Origin of the sequence: Empedobacter sp. UBA7611, from assembly GCF_002484365.1 — a bacterium.
Taxonomy (GTDB): Bacteria; Bacteroidota; Bacteroidia; order Flavobacteriales; family Weeksellaceae; genus Empedobacter; species Empedobacter falsenii_B.
In genome coordinates this window covers 59,797-75,825 of sequence record NZ_DLJR01000038.1, presented here as the reverse complement: position 1 = coordinate 75,825, position 16,029 = coordinate 59,797, and the positions used below count along the sequence as shown (strand labels likewise).

Below are 16,029 nucleotides of genomic sequence, written 5' to 3'. Positions count from 1 at the left end.
CAACTTTTGATACTGATCCCTAATTGTACATTTTTCATGGGGATAAAGATAAAAAAAAGCTACTTTGCAGTAGCTTCTTGTTGTAAAATTTTTTGACTCACACGTCGAAAAATGTAACTTTTAAGATACTTTTATGGTGTCTTCATAGGTTTAGAAAACAAAGCATCAAAGTTTAATACTTAGTTTGAAATCGATACCACAAATATATATACTGAATAATATCTATCATTAAAATAGAGTTCAGATTTCGTTAATTCACGTTTCAGCAAGGTGAATTGTGAATTTATTCAGGTGAAATTTTAATCAACTTTCAAAATCATTCGAACTTTTGTTCCTTTTTCATGAAAATCTATAAAAATATTTTCTTCAATATTATGATTAAGCAATTGTAAACGCTCATTAATAATTTTAAGTGCTTTCGAATCGTGAGTTTTATTTTGCGTAATTTGTGTTGTATTTCCTTTTCCGTTATCTTCAATAATTATTTCTAAATAATCAATTTTTATTCTAATAATCAATTTGATAATCGGTTGCAAATGGTTTTGATCAAATGCGTGAACAAAAGAATTTTCGATAATTGGCTGAATCAACATTGGCGGAATTTTGATACGATAAATATCCAATTGGCTATCAATTTGAACATCAAATTCTATTTTATTTTTCCATCTAAAATTCTCAACTTCAACATATAATTTCAAAAAATCAATTTCATCTTTCAAACTAATTTCATCTTTTGTTGAAAGATTTAACATCTGACGAATCAAATGAGAAAAACGTCCCAACGAATTTAACGCATTATCAATATCATTATCCAAAATATAAAACTGAATAGAATTCAACACATTGAAAATAAAATGCGGATTCATTTGAGATTGTAAGGCTGTTAACTTCGTTTCGGTTAATTGTCGCTCTAATTGCAAACGTTGATTTTCTTGTGTATTTTTCTCATTTAATTGACTAATTTTTAATTGATTAAATTTATTTAACGTCTTGATTTTATTTGTATTATAACGATAAATAATCAATCCTAAAATTAAGACTGACAACAAAATAAAATAAATATTCAAGTAAAAAGGTTCGTCAACATTCAACGAAACCAAATCAATAATTTGTTTTTGTCCGTTGCTTGTATCTGTTATTTCTAATTGAATACGATATTTACCATATGGTATATTCCGCAAATAAATAGATGGGTTATAAAAATACTCATTCCACTTTTCATCAGGATTTACACGATATCTGTACTTATAACTTTGAGCGAAATTAGCATCAACGACAGCAAAATTTAGTGTAATATTGTTCTCATTATTTTTTAAATTCAAATCTTTATCAATCAAATCAAACCACATAAATTTATCTATCCCAAAAGATTCATCATTAATTTTAAAACTTGTAATAATAATCTCTTTCGACTGATTTTTTTGCTTTAATAAATTCTCAAGATTTAACTTATAATAACCATTTTCAACACCAATTGTAGCCGTTTTTCCGTCAAAAATAGACGAATGTATATCCTTATTCACAAAACCTTGTTCATTGCCAATCATATATGTTTTACCATTATTGAAAACGAGTAAATTACGATTGGTTCCAATTAAAATTGAGTTCCCAAAAATGTCAATTGAACTAATATTTTCTCCACCAATTTCACGAATATTAATTACTTTTTTTGTGATTAACTCATCTCCCTTTATCTCTAAAATATAAACTTTCGCAAATTCTGTTGCAACCAACAACTGATTATCTCCAACACATTTTATCATTTTAATTTTAGATTCTTTAAACTGATTATTTTGCAAATACGAAATAAAATTTCCATTTTCATACTTGAATAATCCATCTAAAGAAGATCCAAAAAATACAGCTTTTTTATTTTGACAAATCGAAACAACATCTTTCGGAACATTCGCTTGCGTAGCTGAATATGCGTGATATTTTAGATTATTCAGATCATCAAAAACCAAAATTCCTCCAAAAGGATTTGTCTGAATAAATTGATTATTAAAATATGTAAATTGACTTGTTCGATTAGGTAAATAATCTTTGAATTCTCCATTAAAATCTAACTCGAAAAGTCCTAAATTAGTTGCTATAATGAACGAATTGTGACGGATAATCATTTTATAAAAACGAAGGTTTTTTTCTTTCAAATCAAAATCAATTTCATAAAAATCTTTATTTGATTGACTTAAAAAATCTTTGAATTTTGACTTATTTCTAAGCATATATTGATAAAAAGCATCTCTCTTTATCTGCTTATTGAATATATTATTCTCCTGAAAATAAAGTCCATCTGGCGTTAAAAAATATTGTGTATTCGCAACTTTTAGAATTTCAATAACCCTTTTATTATCAATTGTTGAAAAATCTAAAAAATGATTAAAATGAACTTCAAAAAGCCCTTTATCAGCGCTTCCAACATAAATTAAATCATCGGTTTTACTGCTAAACACTCGATAAGGATAGTCCGAAGTGATTTTAAAATTTTCTGTTTGATCTGTTATTTTATTATTCTTTAACTCCGCAACCATGCCATTTCCCGCACCCGTTTCGTAACCAGCTAATAAAAGAGAATGACGTTTATCTGAAATGTTGTGATTTCTAAAAACTGGAAAATCATACGTTTTAAAATTCAATTTTTTATTCAAAAAATCGTTTATCGGAATAATATTAAGACCTTTAGAAGATGACAAATACAAATCATTATTATTCAAAAAACTATAATTAATTCGATTGAAAGGATTGACCAACTTCAACTTATCGCGATGAACTTCATAAACACCATGATCTATTGTTGCAACATAAACCTTGTTTTGATATTCGAAAAAAGATACCGCTTCGAACACAATATTGTTATTTTTTTCAAAAGAAGGATTATAAATTTTCTTTGATTTTGTATCAATAATCGAAACACCACCTTGCGCAGCAACATATATTAAATCATCTAAATAAAATAAATTTCGAACACGATCCGAAACTAATCCTTTCGCTGTATTAATTTGTTCAAAACGTTGACCAGTAAATTTCAATATCCCTTGTCCGTAACTTCCGAACCAAACATTATATTGCCTATCTTCTATTATTGTCCAAACATTATTGTATTGTACTTTCTCGAAGCGTTTCATCATTTTGAAATTGTCCATGTCTTTCACAAATACGCCAAAACGAGTTCCAACCCACAAGATTTTACGAGAATCTTTGTAAACACTCAAAATCTCATTGGCAGGCAAGCCATTTTCGTACGTGTATTGTTTTGTCAGAACATATTGCGCAGAAAGTTGATGAGAACAAAGAAATAAAACAAGTAAAAAAATGAAGTTACGCAACCACATTCGATAAAATTTTATACCCCAAAGAAGTCACAGGAAGATTTAATTCACCATCTTTTGGATGACAATTCAGAATCAATAAATTGTTTCGTTTATCAAATTTTTTAGCAAAATTAATATTAACCAAATACGATCTATTGACACGGAAAAAATTGGTTTGATCAATTAAATTTTCTACTTCTTTCAACGTTTTAGTTACCATGTACGCCTCTTTTTCGGTAAAAATTGTACAATAACTATCATCTGCTTTACAATAAATAATATCTTCAATTTTCAGTACCAAAACCTCTGTTATAGATGGAATAAATATAATTCCATGCTCATTTTTGAAAACATCTTTCAGATTATCAGTTTCTACTTCATCTTCAAAATCATCTGCAATATTAATAATCTCTTTCGTTATTTTTGTTTGATTTTGACGCTCTACAAAACGATTCAATAATACTTTAAGATCAGAAATTGAAATAGGTTTCATCAAATAACCCAAACATCCCCATTGATTTACAGCTTCTAAAATATAGTCTGAATGAGCTGTTGTGAAAATGACATCAAACGTAATATCATCGAAATAATCAAATAATTTAAACCCAAATTCCTCTGGCATGTGAATATCCAAAAAAACGATATCTGGTTGATTTTCCTTAATTTTTTCAACGCCTTCTTTTACAGAATTTGCAGTATCAATGGAAACAAAAAAATCTGGCAAAGCATGTTGAATAATTTTCTTTAACCCTTGTTGAGCAAAGTGTTCATCATCTATAATAAGAGCTTTGTAATGATTCATTTGAGTTTAATTTGTTACAAATATAAACTAAAAAAGGATGCTCCGTAGAACATCCTTTGATTATGATTGAAGTAATATTTTTAAACTCTTTTCGATTTTAATTGTAAAAAGATTGCTGCAATTATTGATCCTACCGAAGCCATAATAAAGCCAACCCACAATTGCGAATTAAATCCTAACCCCATTGCAATCGGAATTCCTCCTAAAAATGCACCTAAAGCATTTCCGATATTAAAACTTGCTTGACCAGCTGCTGCTGCCAAAGTTTCTGATCCTTTTCCATTATTAATCAACATCATTTGAATTGGCGAACCAATTGTAAACGCAATTAATCCTGTAATAAACGACATGATGTACGCCATAATTTGTATATGAGAAGTGAAATAAACAATCACTAAACAAACCGCCATCGACGCAAAAGAGATGATTGCAGCCTTATTTGGCGACATGGTATCTGCCAATTTTCCACCTATAAAATTACCAACAAACATTCCTAGACCAATCAAAGTCATAATGATTGGAACTTTTGTTTTAGGTAAATCTGCCACATTTGTCATTAATGGAGAAATGTAACTTATCCACGCAAATAATCCTGAAGTTCCAATAGAAATCATCACAATTAATACCCAAGCTTCCCATTTTTTGAAGAAACTTAATTGTTCTACTAAACTTCCTTTATTAGTATTTTTAAGATTTGGAACCCAAAGAGAAATCGCTAACATTGTGATTAATCCTAAACTTGCAATAATCCCAAATGTTAATCGCCACGAAAAAACTTGTCCTAATTTCGTCCCTAATGGAACACCGACCAAATTAGCAAACGTTAATCCTGCAAACATAATCGAAATAGCTTGCGCTTCTTTTCCTTTTGTTGCTAATTGTGCTGCCACAACAGATCCTACACCGAAGAATGCTCCATGAGGTAAACCAGACATAAAACGAGCAATTAATAAGGTATTGTAACTTGGTGCAATAACAAAAAGTGAATTAAAAATGGTAAACAATAACATAAAAAAGATTAAAACTTTTTTAGGCGAATATTTACTTGTAGCCATAATTAATGTTGGAGCTCCAACCATTACGCCCATTGCGTACATTGATATAAAATTCCCTGCTGTTGGAATTGAAATATTCAAATCTTTTGCAAAATCTTCTAAAACTCCCATCATCGAAAATTCCGTCATTCCGATGGCTAAACCTCCCATTGCTAAGGCAAGTAAACTCTTTTTTACCATTTATTCTTCTATTCTTCGTATAATTCTATCGGCAAACCATCGGGATCTTCAAAAAAAGTGAACTTCTTTTGCGTGTATTCATCCACACGAATTGGCTCTACCGTTACATTTAACTGCGTTAGTTTTTCTACTTCATTTTCTATATTTTCCACAGCAAAAGCAATATGTCTCAATCCAGAAGCTTCTGGTCGAGAAACACGTTTTGGTGGATTAGGAAAAGAAAATAATTCGATGCAGTAATAATTTTGCAAAGCTAAATCTAATTTATAAGAATCACGTTCTTTTCGGTAAACTTCTTGCACAATTTCGAATCCTAAAATTTCTGTGTAAAAATGTTTTGATTTTTGATAATCCGAACAAATGATTGCAATATGATGAATTTTTTTTAATGCTAACATAATTTATGCGTAATGATTATTTTTTGCTCTTTCATATTGTGGCAACCACTTTATATCTTCTTCTAACTCTTTTGCAGCACGTAATGCGAAATATGGATCGCGTAATAATTCTCTTCCTAAAAAGATTAAATCTGCTTTTTCATTTTGAAGAATTTCTTCGGCTTGTTTTGGCTCAAAAATTAATCCAACAGCTCCAGTAATGATTTCGACTTGGTTTTTAATTTCATTTGCGAATGGAACTTGATAATTTTTTTTGACATCAATTTTTTGATGACTCACTCCTCCTCCAGACGAAACATCAATCACTTCTACTCCATTTTGTTTTAAAATTTTACACAATTCAATTGTTTCATCTAAATTCCAACCATTTTCTGCCCAATCCGAAGCTGACAAACGAACCCAAAGCGATTGAGTTGTAATATATTTTTGCATTTCAGCAACAATTTCTAACACAAAACGAATTCTATTTTCGAAACTTCCTCCATATTCATCTATTCGATTATTAATTAAAGGCGAAAGAAATTGATGAACCAAATAACCATGTGCACCATGAATTTCTAAAATTTCAAAACCAGCTTTTATAGCACGATCCGTTGCTTTTCCCCATTCTTTTACAACATTTTTAATTTCAGAAATTGTTAATTGATGTGGAATTTCATCTGATTCATTAAAAGGTAAAGTAGAACTCGAAACTGTTTTCCAACCATTTTTTTCGTTAGATTTTATTTGATTGTGTCCCAACCAAGGCTTTTCTGTACTTGCTTTTCGTCCTGCATGCGCTAACTGAATCCCAGGAACGCAATTGTATTTTTTGATTTCGGAATTTAATTTTTGATATGCTTCGATATGCTCATCTTTCCAAATTCCTAAATCACCGTACGAAATTCGACCTTCTGCAACAACCGCAGTTGCTTCTTGTATAATCGCCGAAACATTGCCCACTGCACGCGAAACATAATGTTGAAAATGCCAATCATTTGGAAAACCATCTTCCGAAGAATATTGACACATTGGCGACATGATAATTCTATTTTTTAATGAAATAGATTCATTTATATTGAGTGATTCAAATAATTTGCTCATTACTTGTTTTTTTTTGATTTGATAAATTTGGAATAAAATTCGTGAATTTGATTGATTTCTTAAAATGATTCAGCTTAAAAATAGTTTAAATTTTAATCTTTCATAAAAATTAAAAAAGCTTAGAAACACGTGAAATCATAAATAATTTTAACAATTTATTTAAAACTGACAAAAAACATAAATTTAAAAAAAACTAATAATCAATCCGATATCATAGTAAATATCTAAGGTTCAGAATAATTTTTAATAAATCTTTCATTGTTTCTTAGTTTGTTCGTAATTTTACAAAAAAGTGAATTTTGGAAAAGAAAAAGATTGTCATTTTAGGTGCTGGATTTGCCGGACTTAAATTAGCCCGTAAATTAAATAATAACCCACACTTTTCTGTTACACTTATTGACCGCTATAATTACCACCAATTTCAACCCTTATTTTATCAGGTTGCAACTGCAGCGATTAACGCAAGTGATATTTCGTTCCCTATTCGAAAAGTATTTCAAGGGAGTAAAAATGTGAGCGTTCGTTTAGCCGAAGTTACAGCAATTAAGAAAGATCAAAATATTGTTGAAACCACAATCGGGGATTTTTCCTACGACTATTTGGTTGTTGCCATGGGATGTACCACAAATTTCTTCGGGAACAAACAAATTGAGGAATTATCATTCCCAATGAAATCGACAAATGAAGCTTTAACGCTTAAAAATCGATTACTAACAAACTTCGAGAGTGCATATTCTGCAGAATCTCCAGGAGAATTGGAAGAAATTATGAATATTGTTGTTGTAGGTGGAGGACCAACAGGAGTTGAGCTTTCAGGTGCAATTGCGCAAATGAAAAAATTCATTCTTCCGAAAGATTATCCAGATTTAGATTTCTCTAAATTGAATATTTATTTGATTGAAGGAGGTCCAAATTTATTAGGTCCAATGTCTGAATTGGCGCACAAAAAGTCTTATGAATATTTGACAAATATGGGCGTAAATGTTTGGACAGAAGGTCGCGTAACTGACTACGATGGAAAAACAATTTCTTTGGCTGATGGTCGTACAATCAATACTCGAAATTTGATTTGGGCTGCTGGAGTTATGGGAAATGTGCCTGAAGGAGCAGTAAAACAAGAAGATTTGCAACGAGGAAATCGTTTGAAAGTAGATCGTACTTCTAAAGTTTTAGGAACTGAAAACATTTATGCAATTGGAGATATTTCTTCGATGGAAACACCGAAGTATCCTCATGGACATCCACAATTAGCACGTGTTGCAGGAGATCAAGCTGAACAATTGGCGAAAAACTTTGACAAATTAGGACAAGGTTTATCTGAAGATAAATTGACATTGTTCGAATACAAAGATCCAGGTTCTATGGCAACAATTGGTAAACGCAAAGCAGTTGTCGATTTACCTAAATTCTCTTTCTCTGGACGTTTGGCATGGTTTACATGGATGTTTTTGCACTTGATGTTAATCTTGACTGTACGTAACAAATTAGCTATTTTCTTAAACTGGGCACAAACTTATTTTACAAATGATTCATCATTACGTATTATTGTTCGTCCAACGAAAAAAGATTTTAGATTTAATTTGAAAGGTTATCGCCGTTTCCCAAAGAATCGTGATAAAGAAGTAGAAGCTTAATCAAAAAAGTATATCAATAAAAAACACCGCTAAAAATTTAGCGGAGTTTTTTTTATCTATAAATTGAAATTTTATTTTCTTGCAGAAGGTCTTCTCACTCCTGTTTTTACTCTTTCTGTTGTTGCTGATTTTGCATTTACAGCACCTTTTGCAGATTTGTTGTATAATTGAATGAAATCAAACAATCCGTCAAAATCACCCGTCAATGTTTTACCATTCGAAACTCTCAAAGCAAAGTTTGTAGACAATAAACTTCTGTTATAAGGATCAAAATAATTTTTTAAGTTAATAGATCCTGAAGAGAAATCTGTATCTAATAATGCAAATGTTCCTGAATTAAGAACTGGTACATAATTTTGCATAATAGGATCTTCGTAATATTCGATATAATCCAATCCTCTATCATTATTTTCTGTTACGTAAGTTCCATTAAAATTTAAATCACCTCTTTGAAAGATTTCTAAATACAAATAAGAGCCATATAATTTTCCATTTTTAGGAACCGGATTCGTCGATAACTCTACACTATAATAATATCCTCCATCTGCTTTTTCAATATCAGCTACAACTGCATTTCGAAGCGGAAAAGAAACGCCATCATAATTGATTTGTCCAACATTTACAATTTCTGGTCCGTTGTCATAGTATCCATCATCATTATTCACACAAGATGTTAATGATATAGACGAGACCGTTAACATTGCTAAAAATATAATTTTTTTCATAATTTCTAAATTTTCAAACTAATTATAATGCCAATATTACAAATAGCGTGCTAAAAAATAACAACAACCAGTTTTGGCATAAAAAAAGTGTCACACAAACGTGCAACACTTTGATATTAAATAAAATATTTTTTAACAGAAAATTATCCTTTGATAACGATTTCCATTTTTTCTTGCTCTTCTAAAGCCAATTCCAAATCAACCAAGATACGTCCTGAATGTTCATCAGCGATAATTTTTTTACGTTGAGCGATATCCATCTGTCTTTGTGGTGGAATTGTAAAGAAAGATCCCGCAGAAGCTCCACGTTGTACAGGAACAACAGCTAAACCATTTTTCACAGAATTTCTGATACGGCTGTAAGCATCTAATAATCTTTGTTCGATTTTAGCAGAATATTCAGAAGATAATTTCAATAAATTACTTTCTTCTTTTTCTGTATCTTTTACAATTGTATCCAACTCAGCTTGTTTGTGAGATAAATGCTCTTTCATTGAATTTAATTTTGCATTAAATTCTTCAACTTGTGCATTTTTTTGAGAAATTTTAACTGTAAACTCGCGAATACGTTTTTCAGATAACTCAATTTCCAAACCTTGATACTCAACTTCTTTAGCTAAAGCATCAAATTCTCTGTTATTTCGTACGTTATCTTGTTGTTTCGTGTATTTTTTAATTAAAGCTTCAGCATTTTTGATTGCTTCTTTCTTCAATTTAATTTCTTCATCCAAACCTTTAGTTTCGTCAACTATTTTTTGGATTCTCGTTTCTAATTGTGCAACATCGTCGCTCAAATCTTCAACTTCTAAAGGTAATTCACCTCTTGTGTTTCTGATTTCATCTAAACGTGAATCAATTAATTGCAAGTCGTATAACGCGCGAAGTTTTTCTTCTACGCTTAGTTCTTTGATATTTTTTGTTTCAGACATAGTTAACAATAATTAACAGGATTGGTATTAATTCCAGAATTAAAGACCACAAAATTAGTAAATTTTTCTTTAAGATACGAAGTTATTAAGTTTTTTGTAAACTGTTCCGATTCAAAATGCCCAATATCTGCCAAAACAAGCTTATTTTCAGCAGTAAAAAAATCGTGATATTTCAAATCTGCCGTGATATAAATGTCCGCTCCAGCCGAAATTGCATTTTTTATTCCAAATGCGCCAGAACCTCCAAGTACAGCAACCTTCTTTATTTTTTTGTTTAATAATTTCGAATGACGAATAACGGGTGTATTCATTTGAGTTTTTAGATAATTGAAAAAATCGAGTTCTTCCATTTCATTTTCTAACTCTCCAATCATTCCAATTCCAATATAATTGTTTTGATTATTCAACGAAATAACAGAATAAGCAACTTCTTCGTACGGATGATTTTTGAATAAAGCATTCATCACATCACCTTCCAAATGTTGCGGAATCACAACTTCTATTCGCGATTCGTTTACTGTTTCTAGCTTACCAACTTCACCAATAAAAGGGTTTGCGCCAGCAGTTGGTCTATAATTTCCAGTACCTTCTACCGCAAAACCGCACGAATCATAATTCCCAATTTTTCCTGCACCCGCTTCATACAACGCAGATTTCAATTGCTCAGCATGTTCTGTTGGCACATAAGTAATCAATTGTTTGATGGTTTGAGACTTTGGAATAAGAATTTTAGTATTCAATAAAGATAATTGTTCAGAAATTTTGAAATTAACACCAACTTTCGAATTATCTAAAGCCGTATGCGTTGCATAAATATTAATTCCATTTTTGATCGCTGTCATCACTGCTTTTTCAACATAATTTTTTCCGTTCAATTTCTTTAAACCAGAAAAAATAATTGGGTGAAAACTCACAATCAAATTACAATTTTTCTCAATCGCTTCTTCCACAACTTCTGGCGTTGTGTCCAACGTTACCAAGATCTCTGTTACCTCATTATTGTAATCACCAACTAGCAATCCAACATTGTCAAAATCCTCTGCATACGCCAAAGGCGCTATTTCTTCCATCGCCAAAGCGACATCTTTTACTCGTATCATTTCTCTTTTAAAAGCAATTTTTCTGTAGGCAAATCATTTTCGATGCCTTTCCAATACGATTCAAAATTAAACTTTTCTAACAACTTTCTTGAAGCAACATTATCAGGATCGATGACAGCCATTACTTGCAAATCAGGAAATTTTTCTTTTGATTCTGCTAATAAATGTTCGCAAATCATTGATCCAAAACCTTTTCTCCAAAATTCTTTTTTCAATAAATAACCTATTTCAAGTGAATTTTCAATATGTTTATTATACACCAATTTACAATCACCTAAAAGATTATCATTTTCATCATAAACTTTGAAAAAACCTAAGTTTTCATCAGCTTCTCCTTTTTCTAAGATTGATGTAAATTTATGATTTGCTTGCTCTTCGTTCAAACCTTTACCAGAGATGTATTTCATCACTTCGTCGTCTTGAACAAGTTTAAAAAAGTTATTAAAATCTGTAGGTTTATATTTTTCGAACCGAATTTTCTTCATGAAATTTTGTTAATGCTTTTAATAAATTGATTTGATTAATCGTACGATTTAGATTTTGTTTTGGATAAGAAATCGAATAATAAATATCGTTTTCTAAATAATCTGCCAAAAATCTAACCGCCTGAATATAAATCACAATATACGCAACAAAATCCATATTATCAAGCTCGACAGGCGTCAACACATTTTTTAGGTGTTCTTGAAAACCTTTTTTAACAGCCAAATAATAATCTGCAGAAAAACCATTTTCTCCATTTGGATCGTCTTCAGCTTTCAGGTTTGCATATGTACGAATCATATCTCCAAAATCGCACAAAATATTTCCTGGCATTATTGTATCCCAGTCTATCACAGCGATTGCTTGCGAATGATTATCATTATTGAATAAGAAATTACTGATTTTTGCATCGGCATGAACGACACGTTTTGGGAAATCTATTTCTAAATATTTTTCAACTTGATATAGATTATCCAAAATATAAGCAACTTCTTCTTTCGTTTCTTCTAAACGCTCTGTTGAAGCATTTTTCAATGCATTTTTGAAATCATTTACACGTTTATGATAATCTAAAAACCCGACAATCGAAGGATGAATTTCATCAACATTAACATCTAACAAATACGAATGAAATTCACTAATTGTTTTCGCCGCTTCGTATGCTTGTTCCGCAGATTCCACTTTCTCAAAACAAATAGAATTTGGAATAAAAGAAGTCATCCTCCAAATTTCTCCATCTTCTTTTGCTAATAAATTTCCTTGCAAATCTTTTACAATTTCGATTACCGAATTTTGATAATTCTTTGCTTTTAGATGACGAGAAATGATGTCAATATTGTTAGAAATTACTTCTGGTTGAGGAAAAACGTGCGTGTTTATTTTTTGTAAAATATTTTTTTTTCCTTCGTACTCAACTTCATAAGTAGAATTAATCCAACCAGAACTGATTGGATTAACACTAACTTGATCTATATTTTCGAAATAATGTTTTAATATTTTCTCCATTATATTTTATGTCCAAAGTGAATTTGGATATTTTTGATCATTGATTAAATTTTGAATAGAATTTACTACAACTTCTCTGTCTTCTGGATAAGTCATTCCGAACCAATTGTCATCCGATTTTTCTACAATCACTTCTAATTGATCTTCTTTGATCATATCATTTACAACTTTCGGCAAGAAAAATTCTGCTTTCAATTGAGAAGCATTTTCGAGAAGAAATTCCTCAAATTTATCTTCTAATTTTCTAAAAATAGAAGGATGTAAAACGAAGAAATTCATCGAAACAGCCGTATCTCCGTCCAATGGTAAAACGTTATCATCTTCTTCGAAAACAATTTCTTTATTTTCGTTAGAATAGATATTTGTACGCTCTACAACATTCTCCAAATGACCGTTTGTTACCGTGCAAACTCCACGAGAAACAGAACCATTTTCGCTAATCGTATTGGCCAATTTGTACGCAACCATACCATAAGTATTTGCTGTAATTTTTTCGTTTTGAACCAATTCATTTGCTTTCTCAAATGCTTTACGACCATAAAAATCGTCTGCATTAATCACAATAAATGGATTGTTTAAATGATTTTTTGTAATCATTAAAGCATGTCCTGTTCCCCAAGGTTTTTCACGTTTTTCTATTGTATCATAAATTCCTCTCGGAACAGATGTATACGTCGTTTGAAGAACAAATTCTACTTTACCTCCATTTTTTTCAATTAAATTTTGAAAATATTTTTTAGTTTCTGCATTAAATTGTTCATTAATAATGAATACAAAATGTTTTATTCCGCAAGAAAAAGCATCGAAAATTGAATATTCCATCAACGTTTCTTTACTTGGTCCAATTGGATCAATTTGTTTTTGTCCTTTGTAGCGGCTTCCCATTCCACCTGCTAAAATGACTAATGATAAGGTTTTAGAATCCATAATCTTCTGTACCAAAAACTGGTTTTCTTGTTTTATATTTTCCTCTTGTAAAGTCTGGCATTTCTTGAGAAGTACCATTTCCTTCGATAGATTTTTCACTTAATGGTGTTACTGCATACCAAGTTGCTAAATCATATACATCGAATGGGAATTCTTTGTTTGCTTTAATACATTCGATAAAATCATTCATTAAGAAGAAATCCATTCCTCCGTGCCCAGCACCTTCTGCCTGAGTTTCGTATTTTTTCCAATATGGATGATCGTAAGTTTTTAAATGATCTTCTGAACTTGCCCATTTGTGAGAATGTTTCATTTCATCTTCGAAATAAATGAAACCTTGACTAAATCCTCCTGAACCGATATCTTGCCAAATACCATCAGTTCCTTGAATACGGAAACCTAAGTTATATGGACGCTGTAAAGATGTATCGTGCGTTAATAAGATTGTTTCTCCGTTTTCACATTTTAACATTGTTTGAACGATATCTCCTTGTTTGAATTTAACTTTTGCATTTGGATGATCTGCACCTCCATTCTTCACGATATAATCAGTTAAACCAGCTTGTTGAGAAGCCATAGAAGTTAAATGTGTAATTCTATTTCCACGGTTAACATCCATCATTGTACCGATTGGTCCTAAACCATGCGTTGGATATAATTCTGCATTACGTTTTACATAATGATTTGTACGCCAAGCAGCTTCAGAGAAACCTTTGTCTCCAAATTCAACTCCACCACCATAAGGTTGTTTACCATCGTTAAATAATACATTTCTTAAATCGTGTTGGTAACCACCTTGTCCATGAACAATTTGACCAAACATTCCTTTACGAACCATATTCATTACAGCCATAACATCGCGACGGTAACAAACATTCTCCATCATGAATACAGGAACTTTCGTTTTTTCGTATGTATCTACGTAATCCCAACATTCTTGTAAATTCATCGCTCCACACACTTCTAAACCTACAATTTTACCCGCATTCATTGCTGCAATTGTTTGCTCAGCGTGAAATTCCCATGGCGTAGCTATAATTACAGCATGAATTTTCTTATTCTTATATAATTTTTTATATCCATCTAAACCTTTAAAATACTCTACAGGTTTTTTATTATGTTTTGCAAAAATTTTGTTTGAACGATCAATCATTCGTTGATCTGGTTCAGCGATCCCAACAACTTCTACATCATTTCTTTTTAATAACTCATCTAAATGTACCTGCCCTCTCATTCCACAGCCAACAATTCCTACTTTCACCTTATCAATTTTTGATGAAAAATCAAATAATGAATCTGGTGATACTAATGCTACCGTAGATGCTGCAGCAGTCGATTTAATAAAATTTCTTCTGTCCATAGTTGTATTTAATTGTTTGCTTTATTTTTTAAAAATGCAAAATATGAAAAATAATCAATAAAACTTTCTGCTTATAAGTAAAATTAGTAGGTTTTAGGCGAATCCTTAGGAAATACTATAATAAATTCTGTCGTAGTAACATTTTCGTTTTTTGATTTAATTGCAGATAATTTTTCATTTAAATCTTCACTTTCTAGAATTTCAATTACAGCGATTTTGAGCTCAGGTCGAAAAAATTTCAAATACCAATAAATTCCGCCATAATTTTTAGAATGATAATCACCATTGTAATGAATAAATAGATTATTTTTCTTCAAATTATTCAAAATTGATTCTGCCATTGTTGCATCCTTTGTAGCTTGTGCTGCAACAAACTGTTTTGCCTTCACTCCAGCATGATCTCCCATCATTTTAATCATCTCAGGATAACCAGGCGCATCATAATCTATCGTAATAGGAAGTTTCGCAATAAAGACTTTCTCATTATTTGGAACTGTATCCAAAGCTTCAAGTCCATTCTTAGCGACATACGAAGCATATTTGCGCGTTACATTAGTTGCTACAAAATCTAAATTCTTTTCTTTCGCAAAATCAACAAGCGGTTTGTAATCTGTTTTGTAATTATTCCAAAGCTTTGTACTCTTTTGAAACTCATCATCCGTCGTTTTGCTTTTCAAATAATTCGTTAAATCATTTTGTTGATGACGCTCGAACATTTCTGCTCCAAGAATCAGTTGTTTTCCTTTTATCTTATACAATTCTTTTGTCGTTTGCAATTGCAACCAATGATTTACCGCATTATTATGATGTTCACCAAATAAAACAACATCATATTTTGCTAATTCTTTAATCATTTTATCAAAATCAACTTTCTTTTCTTGTTGATTATAAATTTGATAAGTTTTTCCGTTTTGCGCTTTAGCCTGAATTGTTAGTACAATTAATAAGGTATAAAGTATCGTTCTCATGTTATTTAAATTAATTCTAAATTGTAACAAATTAACAAAAAACTCTACATATAAAGAAAACAAATTCAA

Annotated in this window: 14 protein-coding genes; 1 reads left to right on the top strand and 13 read right to left on the bottom strand. The window is 30.9% G+C overall.

Annotation, left to right across the window (positions count from 1 at the left end; all coding sequences use genetic code 11):
• Positions 1-299: 299 nt before the first annotated feature.
• The 5 genes from B3R94_RS06245 to B3R94_RS06225 all read right to left on the bottom strand — a co-directional run bounded on the left by B3R94_RS06245 (position 300) and on the right by B3R94_RS06225 (position 6,829).
• The gene (locus tag B3R94_RS06245) at positions 300-3,332 is read right to left on the bottom strand and encodes a sensor histidine kinase (protein ID WP_291099395.1); all 3,033 of its coding nucleotides are present in this window, start codon (positions 3,330-3,332) and stop codon (positions 300-302) included.
• Positions 3,319-4,113, bottom strand: a complete 795-nt coding sequence (locus tag B3R94_RS06240; RefSeq protein WP_280049277.1) for a LytR/AlgR family response regulator transcription factor — start codon at positions 4,111-4,113, stop codon at positions 3,319-3,321. Before B3R94_RS06240 ends, B3R94_RS06245 begins: the two co-directional genes overlap by 14 nt.
• Before the next feature lie 80 nt (positions 4,114-4,193).
• Positions 4,194-5,348, bottom strand: a complete 1,155-nt coding sequence (locus B3R94_RS06235; RefSeq protein ID WP_038331221.1) for an MFS transporter — start codon at positions 5,346-5,348, stop codon at positions 4,194-4,196.
• Between the two features lie 8 nt (positions 5,349-5,356).
• A complete protein-coding gene (locus tag B3R94_RS06230; protein ID WP_038331219.1) occupies positions 5,357-5,746 on the bottom strand; it encodes a VOC family protein in 390 nt (129 codons plus the stop codon).
• 3 nt (positions 5,747-5,749) lie between these two features.
• On the bottom strand, positions 5,750-6,829 hold the full coding sequence (locus tag B3R94_RS06225) for an NADH:flavin oxidoreductase/NADH oxidase (protein WP_291099393.1): 1,080 nt from the start codon (positions 6,827-6,829) through the stop codon (positions 5,750-5,752).
• 299 nt (positions 6,830-7,128) lie between these two features.
• Between B3R94_RS06225 and B3R94_RS06220 the strand changes: the two genes are divergently transcribed.
• On the top strand, positions 7,129-8,463 hold the full coding sequence (locus B3R94_RS06220) for an NAD(P)/FAD-dependent oxidoreductase (RefSeq protein WP_038331217.1): 1,335 nt from the start codon (positions 7,129-7,131) through the stop codon (positions 8,461-8,463).
• 71 nt (positions 8,464-8,534) lie between these two features.
• Here B3R94_RS06220 and B3R94_RS06215 read toward each other — a convergent pair whose 3' ends face one another.
• From B3R94_RS06215 to B3R94_RS06180, 8 genes are all read right to left on the bottom strand, one after another.
• Positions 8,535-9,188 (bottom strand): hypothetical protein, encoded by a 654-nt coding sequence (locus tag B3R94_RS06215; protein WP_219034331.1) that lies wholly within the window; start codon positions 9,186-9,188, stop codon positions 8,535-8,537.
• Between the two features lie 143 nt (positions 9,189-9,331).
• Positions 9,332-10,117 (bottom strand): zinc ribbon domain-containing protein, encoded by a 786-nt coding sequence (locus B3R94_RS06210; RefSeq protein WP_125349270.1) that lies wholly within the window; start codon positions 10,115-10,117, stop codon positions 9,332-9,334.
• A gap of 2 nt (positions 10,118-10,119) precedes the next feature.
• On the bottom strand, positions 10,120-11,217 hold the full coding sequence (locus tag B3R94_RS06205) for a Nif3-like dinuclear metal center hexameric protein (protein ID WP_115000895.1): 1,098 nt from the start codon (positions 11,215-11,217) through the stop codon (positions 10,120-10,122).
• The gene (locus tag B3R94_RS06200; protein ID WP_038331212.1) at positions 11,214-11,702 is read right to left on the bottom strand and encodes a GNAT family N-acetyltransferase; all 489 of its coding nucleotides are present in this window, start codon (positions 11,700-11,702) and stop codon (positions 11,214-11,216) included. The genes B3R94_RS06205 and B3R94_RS06200 overlap by 4 nt, the downstream gene beginning before the upstream one ends.
• Positions 11,674-12,705 carry a phosphotransferase enzyme family protein gene (locus B3R94_RS06195; RefSeq protein ID WP_125349268.1) on the bottom strand — a complete coding sequence of 344 codons (1,032 nt, stop codon included), beginning with the start codon at positions 12,703-12,705 and terminating at the stop codon, positions 11,674-11,676. Before B3R94_RS06195 ends, B3R94_RS06200 begins: the two co-directional genes overlap by 29 nt.
• 6 nt (positions 12,706-12,711) lie before the next feature.
• Positions 12,712-13,632: a nucleotidyltransferase family protein gene (locus tag B3R94_RS06190; protein ID WP_291099390.1), complete on the bottom strand. Its 921-nt coding sequence runs from the start codon at positions 13,630-13,632 to the stop codon at positions 12,712-12,714.
• Positions 13,622-14,992 carry a Gfo/Idh/MocA family protein gene (locus B3R94_RS06185; protein WP_115000900.1) on the bottom strand — a complete coding sequence of 457 codons (1,371 nt, stop codon included), beginning with the start codon at positions 14,990-14,992 and terminating at the stop codon, positions 13,622-13,624. Before B3R94_RS06185 ends, B3R94_RS06190 begins: the two co-directional genes overlap by 11 nt.
• Before the next feature lie 83 nt (positions 14,993-15,075).
• Positions 15,076-15,960 (bottom strand): ChaN family lipoprotein, encoded by an 885-nt coding sequence (locus B3R94_RS06180; protein ID WP_291099384.1) that lies wholly within the window; start codon positions 15,958-15,960, stop codon positions 15,076-15,078.
• Positions 15,961-16,029: the final 69 nt, after the last annotated feature.

What these genes read in the sequence shown, in the direction of transcription:
- B3R94_RS06235 (WP_038331221.1), bottom strand. Translation starts at nt 5,348, where the DNA reads ATGGTAAAAAAGAGTTTACTTGCCTTAGCAATGGGAGGTTTAGCCATC.
- B3R94_RS06180 (WP_291099384.1), bottom strand. Translation starts at nt 15,960, where the DNA reads ATGAGAACGATACTTTATACCTTATTAATTGTACTAACAATTCAGGCT.
- B3R94_RS06240 (WP_280049277.1), bottom strand. Translation starts at nt 4,113, where the DNA reads ATGAATCATTACAAAGCTCTTATTATAGATGATGAACACTTTGCTCAA.
- B3R94_RS06225 (WP_291099393.1), bottom strand. Translation starts at nt 6,829, where the DNA reads ATGAGCAAATTATTTGAATCACTCAATATAAATGAATCTATTTCATTA.
- B3R94_RS06190 (WP_291099390.1), bottom strand. Translation starts at nt 13,632, where the DNA reads ATGGATTCTAAAACCTTATCATTAGTCATTTTAGCAGGTGGAATGGGA.
- B3R94_RS06185 (WP_115000900.1), bottom strand. Translation starts at nt 14,992, where the DNA reads ATGGACAGAAGAAATTTTATTAAATCGACTGCTGCAGCATCTACGGTA.
- B3R94_RS06195 (WP_125349268.1), bottom strand. Translation starts at nt 12,705, where the DNA reads ATGGAGAAAATATTAAAACATTATTTCGAAAATATAGATCAAGTTAGT.
- B3R94_RS06205 (WP_115000895.1), bottom strand. Translation starts at nt 11,217, where the DNA reads ATGATACGAGTAAAAGATGTCGCTTTGGCGATGGAAGAAATAGCGCCT.
- B3R94_RS06200 (WP_038331212.1), bottom strand. Translation starts at nt 11,702, where the DNA reads ATGAAGAAAATTCGGTTCGAAAAATATAAACCTACAGATTTTAATAAC.
- B3R94_RS06245 (WP_291099395.1), bottom strand. Translation starts at nt 3,332, where the DNA reads ATGTGGTTGCGTAACTTCATTTTTTTACTTGTTTTATTTCTTTGTTCT.
- B3R94_RS06210 (WP_125349270.1), bottom strand. Translation starts at nt 10,117, where the DNA reads ATGTCTGAAACAAAAAATATCAAAGAACTAAGCGTAGAAGAAAAACTT.
- B3R94_RS06215 (WP_219034331.1), bottom strand. Translation starts at nt 9,188, where the DNA reads ATGAAAAAAATTATATTTTTAGCAATGTTAACGGTCTCGTCTATATCA.
- B3R94_RS06230 (WP_038331219.1), bottom strand. Translation starts at nt 5,746, where the DNA reads ATGTTAGCATTAAAAAAAATTCATCATATTGCAATCATTTGTTCGGAT.